Source organism: Pontibacter actiniarum (assembly GCF_003585765.1).
GTDB classification, from domain to species: domain Bacteria; phylum Bacteroidota; class Bacteroidia; order Cytophagales; family Hymenobacteraceae; genus Pontibacter; species Pontibacter actiniarum.
Genome location: NZ_CP021235.1, coordinates 1,163,850 through 1,187,577 on the forward strand (window position 1 = coordinate 1,163,850; position 23,728 = coordinate 1,187,577).

The 23,728-nt window shown below is 50.1% G+C and carries 25 protein-coding genes; 19 read left to right on the forward strand and 6 right to left on the reverse strand.

Features of this window, described 5'->3' with window-relative positions; all coding sequences use genetic code 11:
• Window positions 1-16: 16 nt before the first annotated feature.
• Window positions 17-883 (reverse strand): DUF2911 domain-containing protein, encoded by an 867-nt coding sequence (locus CA264_RS05025; RefSeq protein WP_025605137.1) that lies wholly within the window; start codon window positions 881-883, stop codon window positions 17-19.
• Here CA264_RS05025 and CA264_RS22060 point away from each other — a divergent pair.
• Window positions 882-1,106: a hypothetical protein gene (locus CA264_RS22060; RefSeq protein ID WP_025605139.1), complete on the forward strand. Its 225-nt coding sequence runs from the start codon at window positions 882-884 to the stop codon at window positions 1,104-1,106. The two genes, CA264_RS05025 and CA264_RS22060, sit on opposite strands and share 2 nt — an antisense overlap.
• A 3-nt stretch (window positions 1,107-1,109) precedes the next feature.
• On the opposite strand, the gene CA264_RS05035 is transcribed toward CA264_RS22060, so the two are convergent.
• A complete protein-coding gene (locus tag CA264_RS05035; protein ID WP_157593645.1) occupies window positions 1,110-1,550 on the reverse strand; it encodes a hypothetical protein in 441 nt (146 codons plus the stop codon).
• A 133-nt stretch (window positions 1,551-1,683) separates the two neighbouring features.
• Between CA264_RS05035 and hisG the strand changes: the two genes are divergently transcribed.
• The 4 genes from hisG (at window position 1,684) to hisB (ending at window position 6,059) form a co-directional block, all read left to right on the forward strand.
• The gene (gene hisG, locus CA264_RS05040) at window positions 1,684-2,535 is read left to right on the forward strand and encodes an ATP phosphoribosyltransferase (RefSeq protein WP_025605143.1); all 852 of its coding nucleotides are present in this window, start codon (window positions 1,684-1,686) and stop codon (window positions 2,533-2,535) included.
• Between the two features lie 6 nt (window positions 2,536-2,541).
• Entirely contained in the window at window positions 2,542-3,831 is a 1,290-nt protein-coding gene (gene hisD / locus CA264_RS05045) for a histidinol dehydrogenase (protein WP_025605145.1), read from the forward strand.
• Window positions 3,824-4,879: a histidinol-phosphate transaminase gene (hisC, locus tag CA264_RS05050; protein ID WP_025605147.1), complete on the forward strand. Its 1,056-nt coding sequence runs from the start codon at window positions 3,824-3,826 to the stop codon at window positions 4,877-4,879. Before hisD ends, hisC begins: the two co-directional genes overlap by 8 nt.
• 76 nt (window positions 4,880-4,955) lie before the next feature.
• A complete protein-coding gene (gene hisB / locus CA264_RS05055; protein WP_025605149.1) occupies window positions 4,956-6,059 on the forward strand; it encodes a bifunctional histidinol-phosphatase/imidazoleglycerol-phosphate dehydratase HisB in 1,104 nt (367 codons plus the stop codon).
• Between the two features lie 74 nt (window positions 6,060-6,133).
• Here the strand turns inward: hisB and CA264_RS05060 are convergent, their stop codons facing one another.
• Window positions 6,134-6,544, reverse strand: a complete 411-nt coding sequence (locus tag CA264_RS05060; protein WP_025605151.1) for a hypothetical protein — start codon at window positions 6,542-6,544, stop codon at window positions 6,134-6,136.
• Between the two features lie 30 nt (window positions 6,545-6,574).
• Window positions 6,575-6,781, reverse strand: coding sequence for a hypothetical protein (locus tag CA264_RS05065; protein WP_025605153.1), 207 nt, complete (start codon window positions 6,779-6,781; stop codon window positions 6,575-6,577).
• 555 nt (window positions 6,782-7,336) lie between these two features.
• Between CA264_RS05065 and CA264_RS05070 the strand changes: the two genes are divergently transcribed.
• The 13 genes from CA264_RS05070 to hisIE all read left to right on the forward strand — a co-directional run bounded on the left by CA264_RS05070 (window position 7,337) and on the right by hisIE (window position 19,764).
• A complete protein-coding gene (locus CA264_RS05070) occupies window positions 7,337-8,749 on the forward strand; it encodes an anthranilate synthase component I family protein (protein ID WP_025605154.1) in 1,413 nt (470 codons plus the stop codon).
• Between the two features lies 1 nt (window position 8,750).
• Window positions 8,751-9,314, forward strand: coding sequence for an anthranilate synthase component II (locus CA264_RS05075; protein ID WP_025605155.1), 564 nt, complete (start codon window positions 8,751-8,753; stop codon window positions 9,312-9,314).
• A 91-nt stretch (window positions 9,315-9,405) separates the two neighbouring features.
• Window positions 9,406-10,413: an anthranilate phosphoribosyltransferase gene (gene trpD, locus CA264_RS05080; RefSeq protein WP_025605157.1), complete on the forward strand. Its 1,008-nt coding sequence runs from the start codon at window positions 9,406-9,408 to the stop codon at window positions 10,411-10,413.
• Window positions 10,414-10,447: 34 nt separating this feature from the next.
• A complete protein-coding gene (trpC, locus tag CA264_RS05085; RefSeq protein WP_025605159.1) occupies window positions 10,448-11,266 on the forward strand; it encodes an indole-3-glycerol phosphate synthase TrpC in 819 nt (272 codons plus the stop codon).
• 20 nt (window positions 11,267-11,286) lie between these two features.
• Window positions 11,287-11,910 (forward strand): phosphoribosylanthranilate isomerase, encoded by a 624-nt coding sequence (locus tag CA264_RS05090; RefSeq protein ID WP_025605161.1) that lies wholly within the window; start codon window positions 11,287-11,289, stop codon window positions 11,908-11,910.
• 239 nt (window positions 11,911-12,149) lie between these two features.
• Complete coding sequence (trpB, locus tag CA264_RS05095; protein ID WP_025605163.1) at window positions 12,150-13,340, forward strand: tryptophan synthase subunit beta; 1,191 nt, start codon at window positions 12,150-12,152, stop codon at window positions 13,338-13,340.
• Window positions 13,330-14,106, forward strand: a complete 777-nt coding sequence (gene trpA, locus CA264_RS05100; RefSeq protein WP_025605165.1) for a tryptophan synthase subunit alpha — start codon at window positions 13,330-13,332, stop codon at window positions 14,104-14,106. Before trpB ends, trpA begins: the two co-directional genes overlap by 11 nt.
• Window position 14,107: 1 nt before the next feature.
• Entirely contained in the window at window positions 14,108-15,118 is a 1,011-nt protein-coding gene (gene aroF / locus CA264_RS05105) for a 3-deoxy-7-phosphoheptulonate synthase (RefSeq protein WP_025605167.1), read from the forward strand.
• 242 nt (window positions 15,119-15,360) lie between these two features.
• Window positions 15,361-16,704 (forward strand): magnesium transporter, encoded by a 1,344-nt coding sequence (mgtE, locus tag CA264_RS05110; protein ID WP_025605169.1) that lies wholly within the window; start codon window positions 15,361-15,363, stop codon window positions 16,702-16,704.
• A gap of 323 nt (window positions 16,705-17,027) precedes the next feature.
• Window positions 17,028-17,609: an imidazole glycerol phosphate synthase subunit HisH gene (hisH, locus tag CA264_RS05115; RefSeq protein WP_025605170.1), complete on the forward strand. Its 582-nt coding sequence runs from the start codon at window positions 17,028-17,030 to the stop codon at window positions 17,607-17,609.
• The gene (gene hisA / locus CA264_RS05120; protein WP_084196154.1) at window positions 17,606-18,328 is read left to right on the forward strand and encodes a 1-(5-phosphoribosyl)-5-[(5-phosphoribosylamino)methylideneamino]imidazole-4-carboxamide isomerase; all 723 of its coding nucleotides are present in this window, start codon (window positions 17,606-17,608) and stop codon (window positions 18,326-18,328) included. The genes hisH and hisA overlap by 4 nt, the downstream gene beginning before the upstream one ends.
• The gene (gene hisF, locus CA264_RS05125) at window positions 18,322-19,080 is read left to right on the forward strand and encodes an imidazole glycerol phosphate synthase subunit HisF (RefSeq protein WP_025605174.1); all 759 of its coding nucleotides are present in this window, start codon (window positions 18,322-18,324) and stop codon (window positions 19,078-19,080) included. The genes hisA and hisF overlap by 7 nt, the downstream gene beginning before the upstream one ends.
• 75 nt (window positions 19,081-19,155) lie before the next feature.
• Window positions 19,156-19,764, forward strand: a complete 609-nt coding sequence (gene hisIE / locus CA264_RS05130; RefSeq protein WP_025605175.1) for a bifunctional phosphoribosyl-AMP cyclohydrolase/phosphoribosyl-ATP diphosphatase HisIE — start codon at window positions 19,156-19,158, stop codon at window positions 19,762-19,764.
• A gap of 56 nt (window positions 19,765-19,820) precedes the next feature.
• Here hisIE and CA264_RS05135 read toward each other — a convergent pair whose 3' ends face one another.
• On the reverse strand, window positions 19,821-20,687 hold the full coding sequence (locus CA264_RS05135; protein ID WP_025605176.1) for an alpha/beta fold hydrolase: 867 nt from the start codon (window positions 20,685-20,687) through the stop codon (window positions 19,821-19,823).
• A 187-nt stretch (window positions 20,688-20,874) separates the two neighbouring features.
• Here CA264_RS05135 and CA264_RS05140 point away from each other — a divergent pair, with 187 nt between their 5' ends.
• A complete protein-coding gene (locus CA264_RS05140) occupies window positions 20,875-22,548 on the forward strand; it encodes an AsmA family protein (protein WP_157593646.1) in 1,674 nt (557 codons plus the stop codon).
• A 26-nt stretch (window positions 22,549-22,574) separates the two neighbouring features.
• On the opposite strand, the gene alr is transcribed toward CA264_RS05140, so the two are convergent.
• The gene (gene alr / locus CA264_RS05145; protein WP_025605180.1) at window positions 22,575-23,726 is read right to left on the reverse strand and encodes an alanine racemase; all 1,152 of its coding nucleotides are present in this window, start codon (window positions 23,724-23,726) and stop codon (window positions 22,575-22,577) included.
• Window positions 23,727-23,728: the final 2 nt, after the last annotated feature.

Genomic DNA, 23,728 nt, shown 5'->3' on the forward strand with positions numbered 1-23,728 from the left:
TTATACTTTAACGCGGCTATTTCCGCTTTTTCCACTCGCTGTAGGCGCTTTCAATCTGTTTCGCATACGTTTTATAGCTGTCGGGCTCAGCGTTGCCCAGCTGCATGGCCTTGGCAGATAGCGTTGCCGCCATCTGGTACTCATTGTTGTAAGCGTACAGCTTTGCCTTTATCCAGCTGTTATAAAAGTTCTCTTTGATGGCGATAGACTTATTAATCCACTCCAGGGCCTTCTGGTGATGCTCCTTGCGCGGCAGCATGTATTCGGCGCACTGTGCCCAGGTGTACCAGTCATCGGCAGGGGCACTGGCCAGGGCTAGCTTAATGTTTGCCAGGGCCTTTTTCTCTACATCGGTTTCAATGTTGAGCGTGATCTTCGTGTTTTCCCACGCCAGGTTCAGCTTTGCCTTGTTTGTGCTGATGTCGGAGAATGAAAAAAGCATGGTTTCCGTGAATGCTGTTTTTGTGGGCTTTATCTCCAGGTACGCCACGTCATCCAGCTCATTATAGCCTTCCAGGCCCCACAGGGTCGTATCTTTGTTCAGCACAACGTGCCAGAGAGAATCGCTTTGCGGAAGTATAAAGAAGGAATAAGTGCCGGCCGGTACGCGCTCGTTGTTCAGAAATAGCTCATCCTCAAACGTAATCAGCGTCGCCTCGTTGGCACCGGCACGCCACAGCTGCTTCAGGGGCACCAGGCCGCCAAACACCTTTCGGCCTTTTGCACTTGGCGCGTGGTAGTTGACGGTAACGTCGGTCAGGCCGATGGTTTGCTTGACCATTGCCGCCGGGCTGGCCTGTGGGAGCTGTACCTGCGCCTGCGCACGGTTGCCTGCCAGGGTAACGGCGATAAGGATGAGCAAGCTTAGGAGGTGTTTCTTCATGGCACTGCTGGTGTTGATTCGTCTCTCTATTACAGGTTTACTATACAGAAAAAATTATGCCAAGGCGTCTGCTGCGATGCTACTTTCTCTACGCAAAAGTAAGAAAGATTATTTTAGGCATCTGCCAATAAGTTTTACGCTGGCAGGGGCAAAAAAAATATGTTTGCCTTTGGCGGCAGCGGCTCCTTTTCTGATGGGGATTCCCAAAGCGATAAGGGGCTGATTCCTAAAGTGCTATTAAAGCGGGCTTCGCAGACTGGTTGAACCCGGGCAAAAGTAGTGCAACCGGAGGCAGGGCTTTCAGGGGGCCTGGAAGGGCAACCTTTTCATTTTCCGGGGGTATAGTAGTTTGAACTTTTATGTGCGAGTGTGGCCTCAGGGCAATCTGAAGGCGGCAAAGCACAGCTCCATTACCATGATTGTTTGCAGATTTATTTTTAGAAGACTGATTAAGTTTATCTCTGCCTAGCACCAGGTGGGGAACACCGAAACTGACTTTAGCAGTGCAAAGCGGGTTTATAGGAGAAAATAGATGTAAGTTTATTTTCTTATAAACAAAAAACGCCTTTACTTTGTACTCAAGTACATGAGCAAGAACCAACCATATAGCATCCTTTCTACACTGGCAACGCCTGTTGCCAAGGTTGCCTCTGTACATTTCCATCATATCCACCATTCCTCGTAAGAGGAATAACACTACCATATTGCCCCCGTTGGGCCTGCGCCCATTTTCCTTTGCCCGAAGCAAGGCAGGGAACCCGTATATTATTTAGTTTCATACCTTACTAGACTTACATAGCATGCTACGATTAGCTATCCAGAAATCCGGCAGGCTAAGCGACGACTCGCTCAACCTGATCCGTGAATGTGGTATTTCCTTCATAAGCAGTTCCTTAAAATTAAAGACAGAGTGCACCAATTTCCCGCTGGAGATCCTTTTCCTGCGCGATGACGACATCCCGGGCTATGTGGCTGACGGTGTGGCTGATATCGGCATTGTGGGAGAGAACGTGCTGGTGGAGGAAGGAAAGCAGGAGCTGACGGTGGAGAAGCTTGGTTTCTCCAAGTGCCGCCTTTCGCTGGCTGTACCGAAAAGCGCCGAGTACAACTCCGTGCAGGACCTGAACGGAAAGAACATCGCCACCTCTTACCCCAACCTGTTGCAGGCATACCTGCAGGAACAGGGAGTAAAGGCAAATATCCATACCATCAGCGGCTCTGTGGAGATTGCACCGAGCATCGGGCTGGCGGAGGCTATCTGCGACATCGTGAGCTCCGGCAGCACCCTTATCAGCAACGGCCTCAAAGAGGTGGAGCGCGTTTTCAAGTCTGAGGCTGCCCTGATCGCCACCAAAGAGCTTTCGGAAGAGAAGCGGGAGATACTGGAGAAGCTGCTGTTCCGCATCCACGCAGTTCAGCGGGCGCGTAAAGCCAAGTACATTTTGCTGAATTCCCCGAATGATAAGATAGAGGAGATCAGCAGGTTGCTGCCAAGCGTAAAGGCGCCAACGGTGCTGCCCCTGGCAGAGGAAGGGTGGAGCTCGCTGCACTCAGTAGTGAATGAGGATGATTTCTGGGAGATCATCGAAAAAATAAAAGACGCCGGTGCGCAGGGGATACTTGTGGTGCCGATTGAAAAAATGATCATCTAAAGAGCCATGCGTAAACTCATACAACCTGCCCGCGAAACGTGGGCGGACTTGGTGAAGCGACCAACCAAGAACCTGGAGGACCTGGAGCCGGGCATCCTGGAGACTTTTAAGCTGGTGAAGGAGCAGGGCGACGCCGCACTGCTGCAACTGGCCGAAAAGTATGACGGGGTAAAGCTTGAGAGCCTGCTGGTAACAGCGCAGGAAATTGCGGAGGCGGAAAGCCAAGTGCCGCAAGAGCTGAAAGAGGCTATCCTACAAGCTTACAGCAATATACAGCTGTTCCATACACAGCAGGCGGAGCCGGTAAAGCAGGTAGAGACCATGTTTGGTGTCACCTGCTGGCGCAAAAGCGTACCCATTGATCGGGTGGGGCTCTACATTCCGGGCGGTACGGCACCGCTTTTCTCCACGCTGCTGATGCTGGGGGTGCCAGCGCGCATTGCCGGTTGCAAAGAGCTGGTACTGTGTACCCCTCCCTCCAGGGACGGAAACATACACCCTGCTATACTTTACACGGCCTCGTTGCTGGGGGTAACCCGCATCGTAAAGTCGGGTGGTGCGCAGGCAGTGGCGGCCATGGCGTTCGGTACGGAAAGTGTGCCGGCGGTGTACAAAATATTTGGCCCGGGCAACCAGTACGTAACGGTGGCAAAGCAACTGGTGAGCAAAGCCGGTGTGGCGATCGATTTGCCTGCCGGTCCGTCCGAAGTGCTGGTGATGGCCGACGAGAGCGCTACCCCCGCCTTTGTAGCAGCAGACTTACTGTCGCAGGCGGAGCACGGGGCAGACTCGCAGGTGGTGTTGTTAACAACTTCTGAGGAAGTGCTGCAGGAGGTGGAGCAAGAGCTTCAGGCGCAGCTGGAAGTGCTGCCGCGTAAGGAGTTTGCCGCCAAGGCATTAGATAAGAGTGTAGGTATAGTGCTGGCGAGTGCCGATGAGATGCTGGCGTTTTCTAACCTCTACGCGCCGGAGCACCTGATACTTTCGGTGGCCGACTTTGAGGAGCTGCTGGATGGCATTACCAACGCAGGATCGGTTTTCCTGGGCCACTTCAGCCCGGAGTCTGCCGGTGATTATGCCTCCGGTACCAACCACACCCTGCCGACCAATGGCTATGCCCGTGCCTACAGCGGTGTGTCGCTGGATAGCTTTGTGAAGAAGATCACCTTCCAGTACATCACCCGCGAAGGCCTGCAGAACATTGGTAAAACCATCGAAACCATGGCCGAGGCCGAAGGCCTGGAGGCGCACAAGAATGCTGTAAGTATACGTCTTAAAGAACTGAACCGTGTTTAACCTGAACGATATCATTCGCCCGAACGTGCTGAAGATGAAAGCCTATTCTTCGGCCCGGGACGAGTTTAAAGGCGCTGCCAGTGTGTTTCTGGATGCCAACGAGAACAACCTCGGCAGCTTAGCCGGAGAAAACTATAACCGCTACCCCGACCCGCACCAGAGAAAGCTAAAGGAGCGCATTGCAGAGATAAAAGGGGTGCAGCCGGAGCAGATTTTCCTGGGCAATGGCTCCGATGAAGCCATAGACCTGCTCTTCCGGATGGTGTGCCGCCCGGGCCAGGACAGCATGCTGCACCTGCCGCCCACCTACGGCATGTATGAAGTGTCTGCCAACCTGAACGACGTGGCGCTGCAGGCGGTGCAGCTAACCGAGGATTTCCAGGTTCCGGTGGAGGAGGTGCTGTTAAACATCAAACCTACCACCAAGATCATTTTCATCTGCTCGCCCAACAACCCAACGGGCAACCTGATAGAGCAGGAAAGTATAACCGAGCTGCTTACTGCTTTCAAGGGCTTGGTAGTGGTAGACGAAGCGTACATTGACTTTGCCGATACCCGCAGCTGGACTGCACGCTTAAATGAGTTTCCGAACCTGGTGGTGCTGCAGACTTTCTCCAAAGCCTGGGGCATGGCTGGCCTGCGCCTTGGCCTGGCTTTCGCTTCTCAGGAGCTTGTGTCAGTATTAGATAAAATAAAGCCGCCCTACAACATCAACGAGGCTACCCAGGAGCTGGCGCTACAGGCGCTGCAGCGCGAAGAGGCCCTGAAAGACATGGTGGAGGAGATTGTGCAGGAGCGAGAGCTGCTAATGGAGGCGCTGCCGGATTTGCCAGCTGTAGTGCATGTGTATCCTTCTGATGCAAACTTTATACTTGTTAAAGTAAAGGATGCGGATAACATGTATAAGTATTTGTTAGGTAAGGGTATAGTGGTGCGTAATAGGTCCGGACTTGCCGGCTGCGAAGGCTGCCTGCGTATTTCTGTCGGCACTTTAGAGGAGAACCAAAAGCTGTTGCAGGCAATTTCTGAATTCAAGGCACAAGATTAAAGGCACCAGACACAGGGCATGCGCAGCGCAGAAAAAGGTCTTACGTCTAGCGTCTTGTGTCTAACATCTAATTAAAATGAAAAAAGCACTTTTTATAGATCGTGACGGCACCATCCTGGTAGAGCCGAAAACCGATTACCAGGTGGACTCTTTTGAGAAGTTCGCCTTCCTGCCCAAATCCATCAGCAATCTGGCAAAAATTTACAGGGAGCTGGACTATGAGTTTGTGATGGTAACCAATCAGGACGGCCTCGGCACAGATTCTTATCCGGAAGATACTTTCTGGCCTTACCAAAACAAGATGCTGGAGGTACTGGAAACGGAGGGGGTAAGGTTTGATGACATCCTGATTGACCGCAGCTTCGAGCATGAGGGGCTGGAGACGCGCAAGCCGGGCATCGGCATGATGAAGCGCTACCTGGCCGGTGAATACGACCTGGCAAACAGCTTTGTGATTGGCGACCGGCTAACGGACGTGAAACTGGCGCAGAACCTGGGCGCCCAGGCAATTTTTATAGGTGAAACTGCCGCAGAGGGTGCAGCTTTAAGCACCACCGATTGGGATGCTATTTATACTTTTCTGAAGCAGCAACGCACTAGCCGTACTGCCAGCGTTCGCCGCAGCACCTCCGAAACCGACATTCAGGTAGACCTGAACCTGGACGGAAGCGGCAAAATGAACATCAGTACCGGCCTTGGCTTTTTCGACCACATGCTGGAGCAAGTGGCGAAGCACGGCAAACTGGACCTGAACATTCAGGTGAAAGGCGATCTGCACATAGACGAGCACCACACCATTGAAGACACAGGCTTGGCTTTGGGCGAGGCTTTTTTACAGGCCCTGGGCGACAAGCGTGGCATTAGTCGCTACGGCTTTTTCCTGCTGCCCATGGATGAGGTGCTGGCGCAGGTGGCTCTAGATTTTAGCGGGCGCCCCTGGGCAGTATGGAAAGCAGATTTTAAGCGCGAGAAAGTGGGGGACATGCCGACTGAAATGTTCTTCCATTTCTTCAAATCGTTTTCTGATACGGCGAAGGCGAACCTGAACATCAAGGTGGAGGGCGACAATGAGCACCACAAAATAGAGGCTGTGTTCAAAGGCTTTGCCCGTGCCATTCGGATGGCTGTGGAGCGTAACCTGCAGGATAACAGCATCCCAAGCACGAAAGGTACCCTATAACCAAGTCTGTTAAACAGCAAGAGGCACCCGGTTATCGAGGGCCTCTTGCTGCTATATCTTTTGCTAGGTGTGAGTTAGGCGTTTGATCTGAGCCAGTCTTCCGCCAAGGTGATTTCATCAAAAACTTTTATGTACTCCGGAGATTTGGCCAGCTTAACGGCCTTGCTGGCGGAAAGGCGGCTCAGCATGCTGGGGGAGTAAACCCAGGCAAACAGCTGTAGGCCATTAGCACGCAGTGACGAAAACCACTCTTCTGCTACCCATCTGGAGGCTGTAGACCACTGGCCTTCCACACGGGTGTTGTCATTCAGAATCCGGAAGCAGGCGATCTCCTTCATTAGCTCCTGTATCTTTTCACAGCCAGCCACTACTGTGTCATAATTTTGGTAGCCACGCCAGTTAGCATAAATCCATTCTCCTTCCGGATTATACTCAATGGCTATGGTCGTATCTCTGTATAGAATCTCAGTTCGCGCTTGTTGCATGGGTGCTATGTTTGCGGAAGAACCACTAATTTAAGCATCAATGGCCGGAATAAAAAAGCCTCTGTCGTAGAACTCTCCTTCGGTCTCCCTTATTGCTGTTGCGTTTAAATGAATATCCTGTTTCGTTGATGCAAACATCAAAAACCAGGCCCTAACACTGTAATTCTTTCTTTTTAGTATGTAATTGTTTGTTATCCAGATGTATATGAAATGGGTTCCTTTTGGGGGATACAGCATAGCTTTCCCATAGCTAGAAATAGGAGTGCAACTTTTACGCTGGAGAGAAGGTGCGGGTGCGGTTGATTTATTTCTTTTATTTGATGGCCTTTGACTTGGTCGTTAGTCGCAGCAGTCGCTGAGGATGGAAACCTTACCAGCCGATCCATTTTCTTGTAGCCTGCCCCAGGGGTTACACGAACTTAAAATGTCTTTAAAAAGCACGCAGGCGGCGTCGGGAGGACCTTTTTTTGCCGGGTGTGCCTGCCGCTTCCTCCGGTGGTGTAGAAACCGGGACGAGAAAAAATTTCAGAACAAAAGCTTGGACTTACCGTTTTAGCCTATACTTTTGCAAGTGTAAGAGGAAGAACAAGCACAAGTACCTCTTTAAATAGATAAAAGACACAATGATTCAAAATCTTCATATGGCATGGTGGTGGCACGTAACGACAACAATCGTGAACGGCACTGCTATATCCATTATGAAGGGATAAAATAAGCAAAGTAAAGGTTTAAAAGGCCTGCTGTTCACCAAGAACAGCAGGCCTTTTTGTTTTCCACTACCCCAAAGCAACTATGAGCAAGTATAAATTACGCACCACGTACAAGCGCCTACTGGCCGACACACTGACACCGGTGAGCGTGTACCTAAAGCTGCGAGACAAGTTTCCGAACAGCATTTTGCTGGAGAGCTCCGATTACCATGGCGCTGAAAACAGCTTCTCGTACATCTGCTGTAACCCCATGGCAAGTATAAAAGCGCAGAACGAGGTGCTGACGGAGACTTTTCCGGATGGCAGCGAGCGCACTACCGCCATCACAAAGGAAACCAATGTGCCGGTGTTGCTGGGGGAGTTTTCAAGGAGCTTTGAGGTGGAAGAGAATAAGCAGTTCAGCTTTATCCACAATGGCTTGTTTGGTTACATGAGCTATGATGCCGTGCGTTACTATGAGGACATCAACCTGACAATGCGTGAAGGCAGAGCCGATATTCCAGATTTATACTATGCGGTGTATCGCCACATTATTGCCATCAACCACTTCACCAACGAAGCTTATATCTTCTCGCACAACTACAACCAGGGCGATGATGATGGGATTGCGCAACTGGAAGCGCTGCTAAACAGCCGCAACATTCCCAGCTATACTTTCAAAACGGCAGGAGAAGAGGAGCATAACATCAGTGCGCATGACTTCCTGAAGAACATAGAGAAGGCGAAGCAGCATTGCTTCCGGGGCGATGTGTTCCAGTTGGTGCTTTCCCGCCGTTTTGCACAGGGCTTTCAGGGGGATGAGTTTAACGTGTACCGGGCGCTGCGCTCTATCAATCCATCTCCCTACCTGTTCTACTTCGACTACGGCAGCTTTAAGATCTTCGGTTCTTCACCGGAGGCCCAGTTGGTGATCAAAGACCAGAAGGCAAGCATTTTTCCCATAGCCGGAACATTCAGAAGAACAGGGGATGATGCGGCAGACGCTGCTTTGGCCGAAAAGCTTTTGGCAGACCCAAAGGAAAATGCGGAGCACGTGATGCTAGTAGACTTGGCCCGTAACGATTTAAGCCGCAACGGCCACAGCGTGCAGGTAGAGACTTTTAGAGAGATTCAGTTTTACTCGCACGTGATTCACCTTGTGTCAAAGGTATCCGGCACATTACACAAACAGGAGGATGCGTTGCAGATGGTTGCGAGTACCTTTCCAGCTGGTACCTTGTCCGGAGCACCCAAGCACATGGCCATGCAGCTCATTGACCGTTACGAAACCACTAACCGTGCCTTTTACGGCGGCTGCATCGGTTTCCTTGACTTCAACGGTAACTTCAACAGCGCTATCATGATTCGCTCGTTCCTGAGCAAAGACTATAAACTATACTTCCAGGCAGGTGCAGGCATTGTGGCAGCTTCTAACCCGGATAGTGAGCTGCAGGAGGTAGACAATAAATTAATGGCGCTGCGCCGCGCCCTTCAACTGGCCCAAGAAATCAACTGATATGAACGTTCTGGTAATCGACAATTACGACTCATTTACCTATAACCTGGTGCACCTGCTGCAGGAGCTGGGGGCAACGGTAACTGTGCGCCGCAACGATAAGACGACACTGGAAGAGGTGGGGCAACATGACAAAATCATGCTTTCACCCGGCCCAGGTATACCTGACGAAGCAGGCTTGCTAAAGGAAATTATTCGCACTTATGGCCCTAGCAAAGACTTGTTTGGAGTTTGCCTAGGTCATCAGGCGATAGGTGAAGTATACGGAGGTAAGCTGTTTAACAGCAACGAAGTATGGCATGGCGTGGCAATGCCTGTGCAGGTAGTATGCGAGCAGGAGCCCTTGTTCAAAGACCTGCCTAAGCAGTTCGGTACCGGTCGTTACCACTCCTGGTTGGTAGAGCAGGAACTGCCAGAGTGCCTGGTGCCAACTGCTGTAGACGAAAAAGGACATATCATGGCTATGCGTCATAAGGAGCACAAGGTGCGAGGCGTTCAGTTTCACCCCGAATCAGTGCTGACAGAACACGGCAAAGAAATTATTAAAAATTGGCTGGATAGTTAATTTGGACAAAAGACACAAGTAGCAAGACACAAGATTCTAAATCTCAAGGAAAGTCTAAAATCTAACGTCTTATGTCTAACATCTAAAAGAAATGAAAGAAATACTTAATCACTTATTTGAACATAAAACGCTGACGAAGGAGCAGGCCCGGGAGGTGCTGGTAAATATTGCCGGCGGAAAGTATAACCAAAGCCAGATCTCAAGCTTCCTGACGGTGTTCATGATGCGCAGTATCACCGTGGATGAATTGGAAGGATTCCGTGATGCGTTGCTGGCGCTTTGCCATCGTGTGGACCTGGACGCTTATAACCCCATTGACCTTTGCGGAACGGGTGGTGACGGCAAGGATACCTTCAACATATCTACGCTATCTTCATTTGTAGTAGCGGCTAATGGTGTAGCTGTAGCCAAGCACGGGAATTATGGAGTGTCCTCCTCCTGCGGTTCTTCTAACGTGCTGGAGGCGCTGGGGATTAAATTTACCACAGACACCGATGCGTTGGAGCGAAGTATAGAGAAGTATAATATCTGCTTTTTGCATGCGCCGCTTTTTCACCCGGCCATGAAGAGCGTGGGGCCTATTCGGAAAGACCTGGGCGTAAAAACCTTCTTTAACATGCTGGGGCCAATGGTGAATCCGGCTTTCCCGAAGCGACAGTTGGTGGGCGTATTCAGCCTGGAGTTAGCCCGCATGTATGGCTATCTGTACCAGCAAACCGATACCCGCTATACTATACTTCATACTTTGGATGGCTATGATGAAATCTCCCTGACCAGCCCGTTCAAAGTAATCTCTGATAACCGCGAAGCGCTGCTGGATGCGCAGGCGCTGGGGCTGCCAACGTTGCAGCAAGAGCAAATTAGAGGCGGAGGCACGATAGAGTCAGCAGCAGAAATATTTCTAAAAGTGCTGAAGGGAGAAGGCACAGAAGCACAGACAGCCGTGGTTTCAGCTAATTCAGCCATGGCTTTGCAGTGCGCCAGACCGGAACTGGAGCTGCAGGAGGCGGTTAGCATAGCCAAAGAAACACTTGAGTCAGGTAAAGCTTATGCTTTATTTAACAGCCTGATACAGGATAAAAACTTAGTAGTGGCTTAAGCTTTAAAACATCAACATTGTAAAGAAACGCAACATGAACATACTAGACGAAATCATTGCCAACAAGTATAAAGAAGTAGCAGAGCGCAAAGAACTATACCCGGTTAAGTTGCTGGAGAAGAGCTTATACTTCGAAACTCCTTGTATCTCCTTAGAGCGCTACCTGCTGCGCCCGGATAAAACTGGCATTATAGCCGAAATTAAACGTAAATCTCCTTCTAAGGGCGATATTAATCCTTATGTTTCTGTAGAGCGCACTTCTATTGGTTACATGCAGGCGGGAGCCTCTGCACTTTCTGTGTTAACAGATGGACCTTACTTTGGCGGCAAGAACGAGGACCTGTTGACGGCACGTAAGTATAATTACTGCCCCATTCTGCGAAAAGATTTTACAGTAGATGAGTACCAGATAGTAGAAGCGAAATCTATCGGAGCGGATGCTATACTTTTAATTGCTGCTGCTTTGGAGCCTGCACACTTGAAGCAACTGGCTGCTTTTGCACGTTCTTTTGGCTTAGAAGTGTTGCTGGAGGTGCGTGATAAAGAGGAGTTGGCCAATACATTATCAGAAGATGTGAATGTAGTTGGTGTAAACAATCGCAACCTGAAAGACTTTGTAACAGATGTGAATGCTTCTTATGAGATAGCAAGACACATTCCTGCAGGTGTTACCAAGATATCAGAGAGTGGCATCAGCAACCCGAAAACAATGGTTGAGTTGAAAGAAGCTGGCTTCAACGGTTTTCTGATTGGAGAGACCTTTATGCACAACAGCCGACCTGAGCAAGCTGCTGCCAACTTTATCAGAGAGTATAAGCAACTGCTTGAAAGGAAAACTGCTTCTTTGGTTTAGCTAAACTAAAACTTAAGGTTATGAAAATCAAAGTATGCGGCATGCGTCAGGCAGACAACATCCGCCAATTGGCTGAGTTACAGCCCGACTACATGGGCTTTATCTTCTATGAGAAGTCGAAGCGCTTAGCAGAGGGGCATATTACACCAGAGCTTTTGGCGGAACTGCCAGCAAGTATAAAAAAGGTGGGAGTATTTGTGAATGCCGCTACAACAGAGATTCAGGCCACAGTTACCAAGTATAAACTGGAGGCGGTGCAACTGCATGGTAGCGAAACACCCAGGCAGTGTGCTGAAGCCAAAGAGCTGGGAGTAGAAGTGATTAAAGCTTTCTCTGTAGATGATAGGTTTGTGTTCGAAAACACCTTGCTCTACGAATCCTGCACGGACTATTTCCTGTTCGATACCAAAGGCAAAGAGTATGGTGGCAACGGCATTCCGTTTGATTGGGAGCTACTGAAAAACTACTTCTCGCCCAAGCCATACTTCCTCAGCGGCGGACTGAACCTGGAGAATGTAAAGCATCTGGACAAGGTAAGGCCAAAGCCCGACGGGATTGATGTGAACAGCGGCTTTGAGCAGGAGCCAGGCCTGAAGAACATAGCTGATCTTAAAGAGTTATTCAGCCAGATCAGAAGCAAATAAATTATTTGCCGCCGCAGGTTTAGCATAGCGTAAATGCTATTGAGTGTGTAACTCAATAGGTTTGGCGGTTGAAATCTAATTATGTCTTCTTTTCTGCTCCGCAGAAAGCAAGTTGCAAACTTGCATCAAGTATAACCACAAGTTACGCTCACGCTAAACTTGCGGTATGTAAATTACAAGACACAGGCATTACCATAAGTCTTGTGTCTAACGTCTAAAATCTAGCGTCTCAAAATAAAATGAGCTATCACGTTAACGAAAAAGGATTCTATGGCAAGTTCGGTGGAGCCTATGTGCCCGAAATGCTGTACCCCAATGTAGAAGAGTTGCGCCAGAATTACCTGCGCATTATACAGGAAACAGATTTTCAGGAGGAGTTGCAACACCTGCTGAAGGACTATGTGGGGCGGCCAACGCCGTTATACTTTGCCCCACGCCTTTCGGAGAAGTATAACACCAAAATATACCTGAAGCGCGAAGACCTGAACCATACAGGAGCACACAAAATCAACAACACCATCGGGCAGGTTTTGCTGGCAAAGCGCCTTGGTAAAAAGCGAATCATTGCCGAAACCGGAGCCGGTCAGCATGGTGTGGCAACGGCTACCGTGTGCGCCTTGATGGGGCTGGAATGCATTGTGTACATGGGTGAGGTAGATATTGAGAGGCAGGCTCCAAATGTGGCGCGAATGAAGATGCTTGGGGCAAAGGTAGTTCCTGCTACCAGTGGAAGTAAAACTTTAAAAGACGCTACTAATGAGGCTATCCGTGACTGGATTAACAATCCTGAAAACACCTATTACATCATTGGTTCTGTAGTTGGTCCGCACCCTTACCCGGATATGGTGGCCCGTTTCCAAGCCATTATTTCAAAGGAGATGCGTACGCAGTTGCTGGAGAAAGAAGGCACCGAACTACCAAGTTATGTGATAGCCTGTGTGGGTGGTGGCAGTAACGCAGCAGGTGCTTTTTACCATTTCCTTGATGAACCGGAGGTGCAGTTGGTAGCCGTAGAGGCAGCTGGCAAAGGAGTCGATTCAGGTGAGTCGGCAGCTACATCTATACTTGGCAGGGATGGCGTCATTCACGGAAGCCGCACCTTGCTGATGCAGACAGAAGATGGGCAGGTAACGGAGCCATATTCTATCTCAGCCGGACTGGATTATCCGGGAGTTGGTCCGCTGCATGCGCACCTCTTTGAGAGCAAGCGCGCGCGATTTATGAATGCTACCGACGATGAAGCGCTGCAAGCGGTGCTGGAGCTGACAAGGCTAGAGGGCATCATTCCGGCACTGGAAACGGCGCACGCATTGGCCGTACTAGAGCGCCTGCAAGCAAAGCCGGATGAAATTGTGATTATTAACCTTTCCGGCCGCGGCGACAAAGATCTATCAACCTACCTAAAGCACTTCCACTTCGATGAACAATAGAATTAAGCGCCTCTTTGAGCAGAAGCAGAAAGGGCTGCTCTCGGTATACTTTACAGCTGGCTATCCAAACCTGGAGGACACAGAAACCATTATCCTGGAGCTGGAGAAAAATGGAGTAGACTTGATTGAGGTAGGTATGCCTTTCTCTGATCCGCTGGCAGACGGGCCAACCATTCAGCAAAGCAGCACTGTTGCATTGCAAAATGGCATGACCATATCTAAGCTTTTCGAGCAACTGCAGCATATCCGCCAGAAATCGCAGATACCGCTGGTGCTGATGGGCTACCTGAACCCAGTGATGCAGTATGGCGTGGAGCGTTTCTGCCAGAAAGCGGCCGAAGTAGGTATAGACGGCATTATTCTGCCGGACCTTCCGCTGCGCGAGTATGTGGAGGAGTATAAGCCGCTTTTCGAAAAGTATAACCTGAGCAAAGTCTTCCTCATCACGCCACAAACGCCAGAGGCCCGTATTCGCGAGATAGACAGTCATACCAACGGCTTCATTTACATGGTGTCGTCTGCTTCTACCACAGGTAAAACATTAGGCTTAGAAGAGCAGAGCCAGGCTTACTTCCAACGTGTGGCAAGTATGAAACTGCAAAATCCGGGCGTGATAGGCTTCGGCATCCATGATAAAGAGACCTTTGCCTCGGCTTGCAACCATGCCACCGGAGCCATCATCGGCAGTGCCTTTGTAAAGGCAATCGGTCAGGAGGGAAGCCTGGAGCAGAACATCAAAACATTTATCCAAAGCATTAAGAACTAACATGATCATACAACTGCAGCAAGGAATTCCGGCTGAGCTGAAGGAGAATATTCTAAAGCAGGTAAAGGAAATAGGCTACAAAGCCAACGAAGTTAAAACACAGGAGGCACATTACCTGGTAGCCATCGGCAAAAAGGATTTCGATATTCGCCACATCGGGCAGTTGCCGGGCGTAGCCGATATTCACCGTGTTTCGGAAGAGTATAAACTCATTTCACGTAAGTGGCGCGTGGAGCCTACCCGTATTGACTTAGGTGATGGGGTTATGGTGGGCGAAGGAAGCTTCAGCATCATGGCCGGCCCTTGTTCTATTGAGAGTGAGTCGCAAATAGAAAGTGTGGTGGCACACCTGAAGGAAAACAATGTAAAAATCATGCGCGGTGGTGTGTTTAAACCTCGTAGCTCACCTTATGCCTTCCGTGGTATGGGCATGGACGGCTTGAAGATGTTCCACCGTATCTGCCGTGAAAATGGCATCAAAGTTATCACGGAAGTCATGCAGGTGTCGCAGATAGAGGAGATGATAGACTATGTGGATGTTTTCCAGGTAGGTGCCCGAAACAGCCAGAACTTCAACCTGCTCGATTCTTTAGGCGAGGCACAGAAACCGGTATTGCTGAAACGTGGTATTTCCGGTACGTTGGAAGAACTGCTGCAGGCCGCTGAATATATCTTCTCGCATGGTAACGAAAAAATCATGCTTTGCGAGCGCGGTATCCGTTCCTACGAAGGTGCATACCGCAATGTGCTGGACCTAAATGCGGTGCCGGTGCTAAAAGAGAAAACACATTTGCCCGTGATTGTAGATCCATCGCATGGCATTGGGCTGCGTGATTATGTAGAAAGTATGTCGTTGGCAGCGGTGATGGCTGGGGCAGATGGAATAATCTACGAAACGCACCAGACCCCCGAAAAAGCTTTTTCCGATGCGCAGCAGACGGTAAATTTCCAGGAATCGGCAAAAATGATCCAGCGCATGCGCCAGACGTACGAACTGCGCGAAAGCTTTTAAAGTATAGGCATGTGAGCGTTATTTCCTAACTTGCATACATGAATAAACGACATGCAGCAGCTTCTGCTTTGAGTAGTAGTCCCAGGTGATTTCAGGACCTGGCGCTTGCATGTCTATAAATAATTGAATTTCAAACGCCTGGTTCCTGTAGAAGGAGCCAGGCGTTTTGGTTAAATAAATTTCAGACTTTCCCGTAGAAGTACCAGCACACTAGCGCTTCATTATAGCAACAACACGAACTTATGAGCCAAACCAGTACCGACGTAAATTTAAGGGACCTGCGCCACAAGCACCCGAATGATATTGCAGAAACCATCACCGAGCTAAATGCAAAGGAGCGGATATTGGCTTTCCTGCTGCTGCCCGGCGATATGAAGGGGGAGGTGTTTACCTATTTTAACCGTACGGTGCAGGAGGAGGTGCTGAAGGAACTGGGCTCCCGCGAAACAGCGGCCATGCTGGAAAATATGGCCCCCGACGATAGAACCGAGATTTTCGAGAACTTCCCTGATCTACTCATCAAAGAGTCCATCAATTTTCTGTCGGCGGAAGAGAAAAGTATTGCGCTAAACCTGCTCGGCTACCCCGAAAAAAGCATTGCCCGCCTCATGACGCCCTACTACATCCAGGCTAAAAAAGGCTGGACAATTAAACAGGCACTGAGCAACATCAAGCGCTACGGCAAGAAAGCGGAAACCCTGAACCACATTTACATCGTGGACAAGGAAAACAAGCTGGTGGATGATATTCGGACAGGCAGGCTGCTGATGGCTGACGAGGACCAAACGATAGAGTCGCTGATGGACTACGAGTTTATTAGCCTGACGACCACCATGAACCGAGACGAGGCCATTGAGCAGTTTAACAAGTATGACCGCGCCGTTATGCCTGTTGTGTCCGAGAGTGGCGTGCTGGTGGGTATTGTGACCTTCGATGATATCTTCGACGAGATAGAACGACGCGATACAGAGGATATTCAGAAGTTTGGTGGTCTGGAGGCGCTGGAGCTTTCTTATACAGAAACGCCGCTCATGACACTGGTTCGGAAGCGCGCAAGTGTCTTGCTCATCCTTTTCCTGGGCGAGATGCTGACCGCCTCGGCTATGGGCTTCTTTGAAGAGGAGATTGCGCAGGCGGTGGTGCTGGCGCTGTTCATTCCGCTCATCATTTCCAGCGGCGGTAACTCCGGCTCCCAGGCAGCCACACTAATTGTACGTGCCATGGCCATTAAAGAGCTCGGCATCAAAGACTGGTGGTACGTAATGCGCAAAGAAGTGCTTTCGGGCTTGCTGCTGGGGCTTATACTTGGTTCGGTTGGTTTTCTGCGGATACTGGTGTGGCAACAGGCTGGGTTCTATGATTATGGGGAACATGCGTTTCTAATTGGGCTTACGGTTGGCTTCTCGCTGATAGGAATTGTGCTGTGGGGAACATTGTCAGGCTCTATGATTCCGTTCCTGCTGCAGAAGCTGCGTCTTGATCCTGCTACCTCATCGGCACCTTTTGTAGCCACACTGGTAGACGTAACAGGTCTGATTATCTATTTCACTATCGCGGCAAGTATACTTCGTGGCACATTGCTGTAAGTATGGCGGATATTTGTACAGAAAACTTTTTCGCTTTCTGCTACACTTTATACTTTAGAACGTATATATTTGCAATACATGAAAGGCACAATGGCTCATATGCACCATCATCACGCACGAAGCATCAGTTTCGGAGCCGCCTGCCTATGGATTTGCTAATAGTATAGAAAGATATATCCAAAAGCCTGACTCCGAATAGAGTCAGGCTTTTTTGTTTCTGATCAGAATTTACGGGATGCAGAGATGAACAGGATAAGAATAAAGAAGCGGCTGAGAGAACCTCTCATTCATAATTTTTAATTTCTAATTCATAATTGAATAAGATGAACTTAGTTATAGTTGATTATAAAGCCGGAAACGTGCAGTCGGTGCTGTTTGCGCTGGAACGTTTGGGCGTGCAGGCGACACTAAGCAGCGACTTCGAGACTATTAAGTCGGCTGACAAAGTGATTTTCCCGGGAGTAGGCGAGGCTTCGTCTGCCATGGCGCAGCTAAAGTCGCGCAACTTGGACAAGCTTTTGCCAACGCTGGAGCAGCCTTTCTTTGGTGTATGCCTGGGTATGCAGCTGCTCTGCCAGCACTCAGAAGAAGGCGACACCGATTTACTAAACATTATTCCGCTGCAGGTAAAGCGCTTCCAGACAGATTTGAAAGTGCCGCACATGGGCTGGAATCAGTTGGAGCAGCTGCAGTCACCGCTTTTTGAGGGGCTGCAGGAGCAGGAGTACGTATACTATGTGCACAGCTACTATGTGCCGCAAAGCGAGTATACTATCGCGCAAACATCTTACCCAGAGCCTTTTTCAGCTGCTCTACAATACAAAAACTTTTATGCAGCGCAGTTTCACCCAGAGAAAAGCGGACCTGCCGGTGCTCAAATCCTTAAGAACTTCTTAGCCATATGATGGAAATTATACCTGCTATAGACCTAATCGGTGGCCAATGCGTGCGCCTTACCGAGGGCGATTTCGCCCAGCAAACCACCTACGACAGCAACCCATTAGAGGTAGCCAAGCGATTTGAAGCCAATGGCATAAAGCGCCTGCACTTAGTTGACCTGGATGGCGCTCGTGCCCGCAAGCCGGTAAACCTGCATGTGCTGGAAAGTATAGCTGCCAACACAAACCTGACCATCGACTTCGGTGGCGGTTTACAGTCTGATGAGGCGGTGAAGCAGGCATTTGATGCCGGGGCAGCGCAAATAACAGCTGGAAGTATAGCCGTGCGTGAACCGGAAACGGTGAAGAATTGGCTGTTAAAGTATGGCGCAGATAAAATTTTTATCGGCGCAGATTTCAAAGGAACTAACATTGCTATCAGCGCCTGGACCGAAGAGAGCAAGTACCCACTGCAGGACTTTATCTCCGGCTATGTGCAAACAGGAGCCAAGCTGTTTATCTGCACCGATGTTAGCAAAGACGGCAAACTGCAAGGCCCATCCACCAGCACCTACCGCCACCTGAAGCTCACACAGCCGGAAGCAGAGGTAATAGCCAGTGGTGGCGTTACGACGGTAGAAGACCTGGAGCAGCTGCAGGAGATAGGTGTAAAAGGTGCTATTATTGGCAAGGCCATTTACGAAGGCACCATTGAACTAAAAGATCTAGTGCGATTCTTATGTTAACAAAAAGAATAATTCCCTGCCTGGACATCAAAAACGGCCGTACGGTAAAAGGAGTGCAGTTCGAGAACATCCGTGATGCCGGTGATCCCGTGGAATTGGCCAAGTGGTATGCTGAGCAGGGGGCCGACGAGCTGGTTTTTCTGGACATCACTGCAACTAATGAGGAACGTAAAACTTTTGCAGCACTGGTGCGTGACATTGCCCGCCACATTGATATTCCGTTTACCGTGGGTGGTGGCATTGGTGCCGTGGCCGATGTAGAGGTGCTACTGCATGCCGGCGCCGATAAAGTTTCTGTCAACTCGTCTGCCATTAAAAATCCGCAACTGGTACAGGAGCTGGCAAAGCATTTTGGTAGCCAGTGCGTCACGGTGGCTATCGACACAAAGTACCGCGAGGAAACGGGCTGGAAAGTATACACCAGAGCCGGAACCGTAGAAACTGAACACGCTACCATAGATTGGGCTAAAAAAGTAACTGACTTAGGTGCCGGTGAGATTCTGCTCACAAGTATGAACAACGATGGCACCAAGGCTGGTTTTGCACTGGATATTACAGGTGAAGTAGCGCAAGCTGTGTCTGTGCCCGTTATCGCCTCTGGTGGTGCCGGCAGCATGAAGCACTTTGCCGAGGCTTTTAACATTTCTCATGCTGATGCTGCTCTCGCTGCCAGCCTCTTTCACTTCCGGGAGCTGGGAGTGCCTGAACTTAAGTCATATTTAAAAGAGCAAGGCATAGCGGTACGCATATAATTTTAATGAGTGATTGGGTGACTGAGTGATTTTACAACTCATAGCTTATAACTCTTAACTCATAACTATCACAAAGTGGAATTAGATTTTGAAAAAGCAGGTGGCCTGGTGCCAGCCGTGATACAGGATAATTTAACAGGTCAGGTGCTGATGCTTGGCTACATGAGCCAAGAAGCGCTTGACAAAACAAGGCAGGAAGGGCTGGTAACATTTTTCTCTCGCTCTAAAAACCGCCTCTGGACCAAAGGAGAAACCTCTGGCAATACCTTAGAAGTGGTTAGTATTGCCCGCGACTGCGACAATGACTCCTTATTAATCAAAGTAAAACCAAATGGCCCTACCTGCCACACAGGGTCAACCAGCTGCTTTGGTGAGGAAGAAAGTTCTAATCGCGTTGCAGCCATACGTTTTATTGCGCAGCTGGAAGGCGTTATACAAGAGCGTAAAACGAATCCGGTAGAGGGCTCCTATACCAACTTCCTGTACAGCAAAGGCGTGAATAAAATTGCGCAGAAGGTAGGGGAGGAAGCCGTAGAAACGGTGATAGATGCCGTAGCCGGTAAACTGGATACCATGAAAGGCGAGGCTGCCGATCTGCTGTATCACCTGCTGGTGCTGTTATCTGCCACAGGCCTTGAACTGAAAGATGTGGTAGCCGTACTGCAGGAACGCCACAAGAAGTAAAGAGTTATTTGATTAAGTAAAGCAGCCATAAGTGTAAACTTGTGGCTGCTTTACTTTTACTGCTGTGCTACAAAGGTGCTGATAGCCTCTGCCACTTCGCCTCCTTTTTCCTCCTGCAGAAAATGCCCTGCCTTCAATCTCTTTACCTGTGCCTCCGGGAAAGCCCGCTCCCATTTATCCAAAAAATGAATCGGAAGCAGCTTGTCCTTCTCACCCCAAAGTATAAGCTTGTTTATGCTGTGTAGTTTCTCATGCTGCTCCCACAACTCTGCAAAGTATGGATTCGCCTCGTGCAAGGCTTTAGCAAATGACCAGGTACCCAGACGGTTGGTAGAGGAGGAGAGCGGCTTCTGATAATGTTGCCGGATATCTTTGGTAAGGTGCTTCTTCTCATGGTAGCCCTGCGGCAACAGCATACGTGCCGAAAAGCCAAGCTGCAAGTATAAAAACCGACCTACACCACCAGCCATAAAACGGCTGATCTTCATCATAGACTTCTCCTCTTCCAGGCTCCACATCCAGGTGTTTAGTATAACCAGGTTCTTCACATTCTCCGGGTGGCGTAGTGCATAGCGCAAGCCTATCGGGCCGCCAAAGTCATGTACAACGAGAGTTATATTCTTTAACTGTAAGTGATCGATAAGCTGCTCCAGGTTATCAGCATGTGCCTCAGGGCTGTAATCAAAATCTGTAGGTGCATCAGACAAGCCAAAGCCCAGGTGGTCTGGGGCAACACAGCGAAACTTCCTGCTAAGCGACTTTATCTGCTGCCGCCATAAAAATGACCATGTTGGAGTGCCGTGTACGAATACAATCGGGGCACCAGTACCTTCGTCTACATAATGCAGGCTGCCGTGCGTTGCCTGCATCTGGTGGTGCTGGAACGGATAGAGGATGCGGTCCAACCATTTGGGAGAGGTCATAGTTTTGCTGGTCTTGTGGTGTTTATACTGCTGATGTGCTTTGGTTGCTCTCCGGCGCCTGATACGGATGGCAAGCCGGTGCACATCATTCTACATAAATATATAAACAAAATGTTTACCCCAGCGCATTATTGTTAGCGGCCGCGGGCAAATGCACGTAAGCACTGCTGAATATAACAACTCTTGCGTGTCACAACGAAATAATACGAACAGGAAAGCAAAGCGCTGGCTCACGGTAGGAGCATGGGTATTTGGCTTGGCAGTCTTACTTTTCGTGGGGCTGTTCTTCTTTACCAACTGGATGCAGGGGAAACTCGAGCGAATGGTGCAGGAGCAGTCTGATGGCGTTTACCGGCTCAACCTGCATGGGCTGGAGGTGTCTCCCTTTATCGGAAGTGTTTCGGTAGACAGCCTGTCTTTGCAGCCAGACTATGAGCGGTGGCAGCAACTGCAGCAGCAGGGCGCTAAAACCGCCGGCACGTTGCTGGACCTGCGGGCACATGCCATTCAACTGCAAGGGGTAAACCTTTTGGGGACGCTTTTTGGGAGTAATGTGGATGTGGAGCAGTTGCGCCTGCAGGACCCAAAGTTGCTCATGACCCTGATGCGGAAAGACACGACAGAAGAGCGTAAGCCCCTGCATGAGACCGTAAAGGGCTTCATGCAGCAGCTGCACATTGGCAAGATAGCGGTAGACAACGCCAATCTGCGCTACCGGGAGTCACCCCAGACAGAGGGTTTCCTCTTTTCACTTAAGAAATTTAACCTTACAGTAGATGATATAAAGCTTGACAGCCAGGCCTACTACGCGCCCGACAGGGCCTACTATGCAAAGCAGATGGTGTTAGAGGCCTCAAAAGCCATGTACTTCTTGCCGGGTGGTAAATACCGGTTTATGGTCGACACGCTGTTAGTGGACGCAAACAAGCAGGAACTGCTGGCAAAGCAGTTGGTGCTGGACCCGCTTTTCCCCCTTAGCGAAGTGGGCACGGCAAAGGGGAAGCCAACTTCGTCCCACAAGTTCAAGGCAAAACTGCTTCGGGTTGAGGGGATAGACGTTAACGCACACGCCCTGCACAACAGCTACATAGCACAGCGTGTGCTCCTGGAGGAGCCCAGACTGGAGGTGTTTGAAGTGCAGCAGAAAACGCTCGAGAAGAGCAAAAAGCCGCTGCCGCATGACCTCGCGCAACGGGTAAAGGAAGCTTTCCTACTTGATACGGTGGCGATAAGGAGCGGCTACATCCGCTATGCGGAAAAAGTGCCTGAAGCCCAAACACCCGGCCACATCACCTTTGCCTCCCTGAATGCCACCTTCTCAAACCTGACCAATATGCCGGAACAGACCTCCATACAGAACCCCACGGTGCTGGAGGCTTCAACAAGGGTGATGGGGAAGGCGCAACTGCACGTCACGTTCCGACTGCCTTTGCTGCACAAGAACGGGTACCACACCCTGCGTGGCAGCTTTGGGGAAACAAACCCCGAGATGCTGAATGCCATACTGGTGCCGACTTCCTTTGTGCGCGTGGAGAGCGGCTACATCAGCAGCGGAGAGTTTAGCGCTGAACTAACGAATGACAGCGCAAACGGAAAAATGACTGTCATCTACAGTAACCTGGATGTGGAAATGCTAACCAAAGGAGCAGGAGGAAAGCAGGGGTTGGGGAAAGAAGTGATCTCGGAAGTGGCCGATTGGGTGGCTATCAAAGACAGTAACCCCATGAACGGCGAGGCCCCGCGCGTTGGCAACATCACCGTGACCCGAAACCCTCACAGCTCCATGTTCAGTTACTGGAAAGACTGCCTGGCCAGCGGGTTTCTCTCCAGTATGGGCTTAAAGAGCAAAGCCAGGAAGTAAACCAGCGGTTTGAGCAAGTATGGCTACTAATCTATCACATAGCGTGGTATGTTAGACGGGAGGCGCGTGAGTAGCTCATAGTTTAGCTGTGTGCTCAGCTCCCCAAAAGAGGCAACGGTTATACTTTCATCTCCCTGTATGCCTAGCAGCACCACCTCATCGTTTTTCTGTACGTCGGGGATGTTGGTTACATCCACCATCATCACGTTCATGTTCACAATCCCAACCACGCCTGCCCGCACACCTTTTATCAGCACTTGGCCCTGGTTGCTCAGAGCCCGGCTGTAGCCCCAGGCGTAACCGACCGGTACCACCGCCAGCACCATGTCGAGCGGGGCCTGATAGGAGTTGCCGTACCCAACATACTCACCTTTCGGAACGCTTTTAAGGCTCATAACGCGGCTCTTCCAGTTGATCAGGCGGCGCAGCGGGTCTTTCTTGTCCATGTGCTGGCCAATATACTGGCGGTACGTTTCAGGGCTTGGCCAGAAACCGTACTGCATAATGCCGATGCGCACCATGTCCAGGTGTGTTTCCGGGTAAGTCACCATGGCTGCCGAGCAGGCGGTGTGCCTTTGCCTTGGCGTATGGCCGCTCGATTGGAGGTGTGCCAGCTGTTCTTGATAGTTTCGCTGCTGGTCCAGTATCCGCTCGTGGTTCTGCAGGCTCTCGGCACCGGCAAAATGTGTGCACACTCCCTGCAGTTCCACATGCTCCCGGCAGTCATCCAGTGTAGATATGGCGTGTTCCAGGGCAGACTTATCAAAGCCGGTGCGGTTCATGCCTGTTTCCAGCTCCAGGTGTACTTTGGCGCGCTTGCCGAACTTTTTTGCTATGTCGGCTGCGGCAATAAGCCGGTCAAGCTCAAACACAAAGAACTCGATGTCGTTTTGGATTGCCCATTCCAGCTCCGGATTATCCAGGTAGCCCATAATCATGATGGTGGCTTTCCTTGGAAGTGTCTGCAGCAGGCGCTGTGCCTCATCGGCACTGAAGACAGAGAAATGATCCACCCCGCACTCCTGTGCTGTGGGGGCAAACTGCTCAATGCCGTGGCCGTAAGCGTTTCCTTTGATCACGGAGGAGAACTGGACATGGGGGCCTATTTCCTGCTTTAGAAAGTCGATGTTGTTTTGAAGTGCTGATTTACTTATCTCTATATAAGAGCTGTGAAACATAA

Coding starts and splice junctions, on each gene's coding strand:
- CA264_RS22060 (WP_025605139.1), top strand. CDS start 882: ATGGCACTGCTGGTGTTGATTCGTCTCTCTATTACAGGTTTACTATAC.
- CA264_RS05025 (WP_025605137.1), bottom strand. CDS start 883: ATGAAGAAACACCTCCTAAGCTTGCTCATCCTTATCGCCGTTACCCTG.
- CA264_RS05035 (WP_157593645.1), bottom strand. CDS start 1,550: ATGATGGAAATGTACAGAGGCAACCTTGGCAACAGGCGTTGCCAGTGT.
- hisG (WP_025605143.1), top strand. CDS start 1,684: ATGCTACGATTAGCTATCCAGAAATCCGGCAGGCTAAGCGACGACTCG.
- hisD (WP_025605145.1), top strand. CDS start 2,542: ATGCGTAAACTCATACAACCTGCCCGCGAAACGTGGGCGGACTTGGTG.
- hisB (WP_025605149.1), top strand. CDS start 4,956: ATGAAAAAAGCACTTTTTATAGATCGTGACGGCACCATCCTGGTAGAG.
- CA264_RS05060 (WP_025605151.1), bottom strand. CDS start 6,544: ATGCAACAAGCGCGAACTGAGATTCTATACAGAGATACGACCATAGCC.
- CA264_RS05065 (WP_025605153.1), bottom strand. CDS start 6,781: ATGCTGTATCCCCCAAAAGGAACCCATTTCATATACATCTGGATAACA.
- CA264_RS05070 (WP_025605154.1), top strand. CDS start 7,337: ATGAGCAAGTATAAATTACGCACCACGTACAAGCGCCTACTGGCCGAC.
- CA264_RS05075 (WP_025605155.1), top strand. CDS start 8,751: ATGAACGTTCTGGTAATCGACAATTACGACTCATTTACCTATAACCTG.
- trpD (WP_025605157.1), top strand. CDS start 9,406: ATGAAAGAAATACTTAATCACTTATTTGAACATAAAACGCTGACGAAG.
- trpC (WP_025605159.1), top strand. CDS start 10,448: ATGAACATACTAGACGAAATCATTGCCAACAAGTATAAAGAAGTAGCA.
- CA264_RS05090 (WP_025605161.1), top strand. CDS start 11,287: ATGAAAATCAAAGTATGCGGCATGCGTCAGGCAGACAACATCCGCCAA.
- trpB (WP_025605163.1), top strand. CDS start 12,150: ATGAGCTATCACGTTAACGAAAAAGGATTCTATGGCAAGTTCGGTGGA.
- trpA (WP_025605165.1), top strand. CDS start 13,330: ATGAACAATAGAATTAAGCGCCTCTTTGAGCAGAAGCAGAAAGGGCTG.
- aroF (WP_025605167.1), top strand. CDS start 14,108: ATGATCATACAACTGCAGCAAGGAATTCCGGCTGAGCTGAAGGAGAAT.
- mgtE (WP_025605169.1), top strand. CDS start 15,361: ATGAGCCAAACCAGTACCGACGTAAATTTAAGGGACCTGCGCCACAAG.
- hisH (WP_025605170.1), top strand. CDS start 17,028: ATGAACTTAGTTATAGTTGATTATAAAGCCGGAAACGTGCAGTCGGTG.
- hisA (WP_084196154.1), top strand. CDS start 17,606: ATGATGGAAATTATACCTGCTATAGACCTAATCGGTGGCCAATGCGTG.
- hisF (WP_025605174.1), top strand. CDS start 18,322: ATGTTAACAAAAAGAATAATTCCCTGCCTGGACATCAAAAACGGCCGT.
- CA264_RS05135 (WP_025605176.1), bottom strand. CDS start 20,687: ATGACCTCTCCCAAATGGTTGGACCGCATCCTCTATCCGTTCCAGCAC.
- alr (WP_025605180.1), bottom strand. CDS start 23,726: ATGTTTCACAGCTCTTATATAGAGATAAGTAAATCAGCACTTCAAAAC.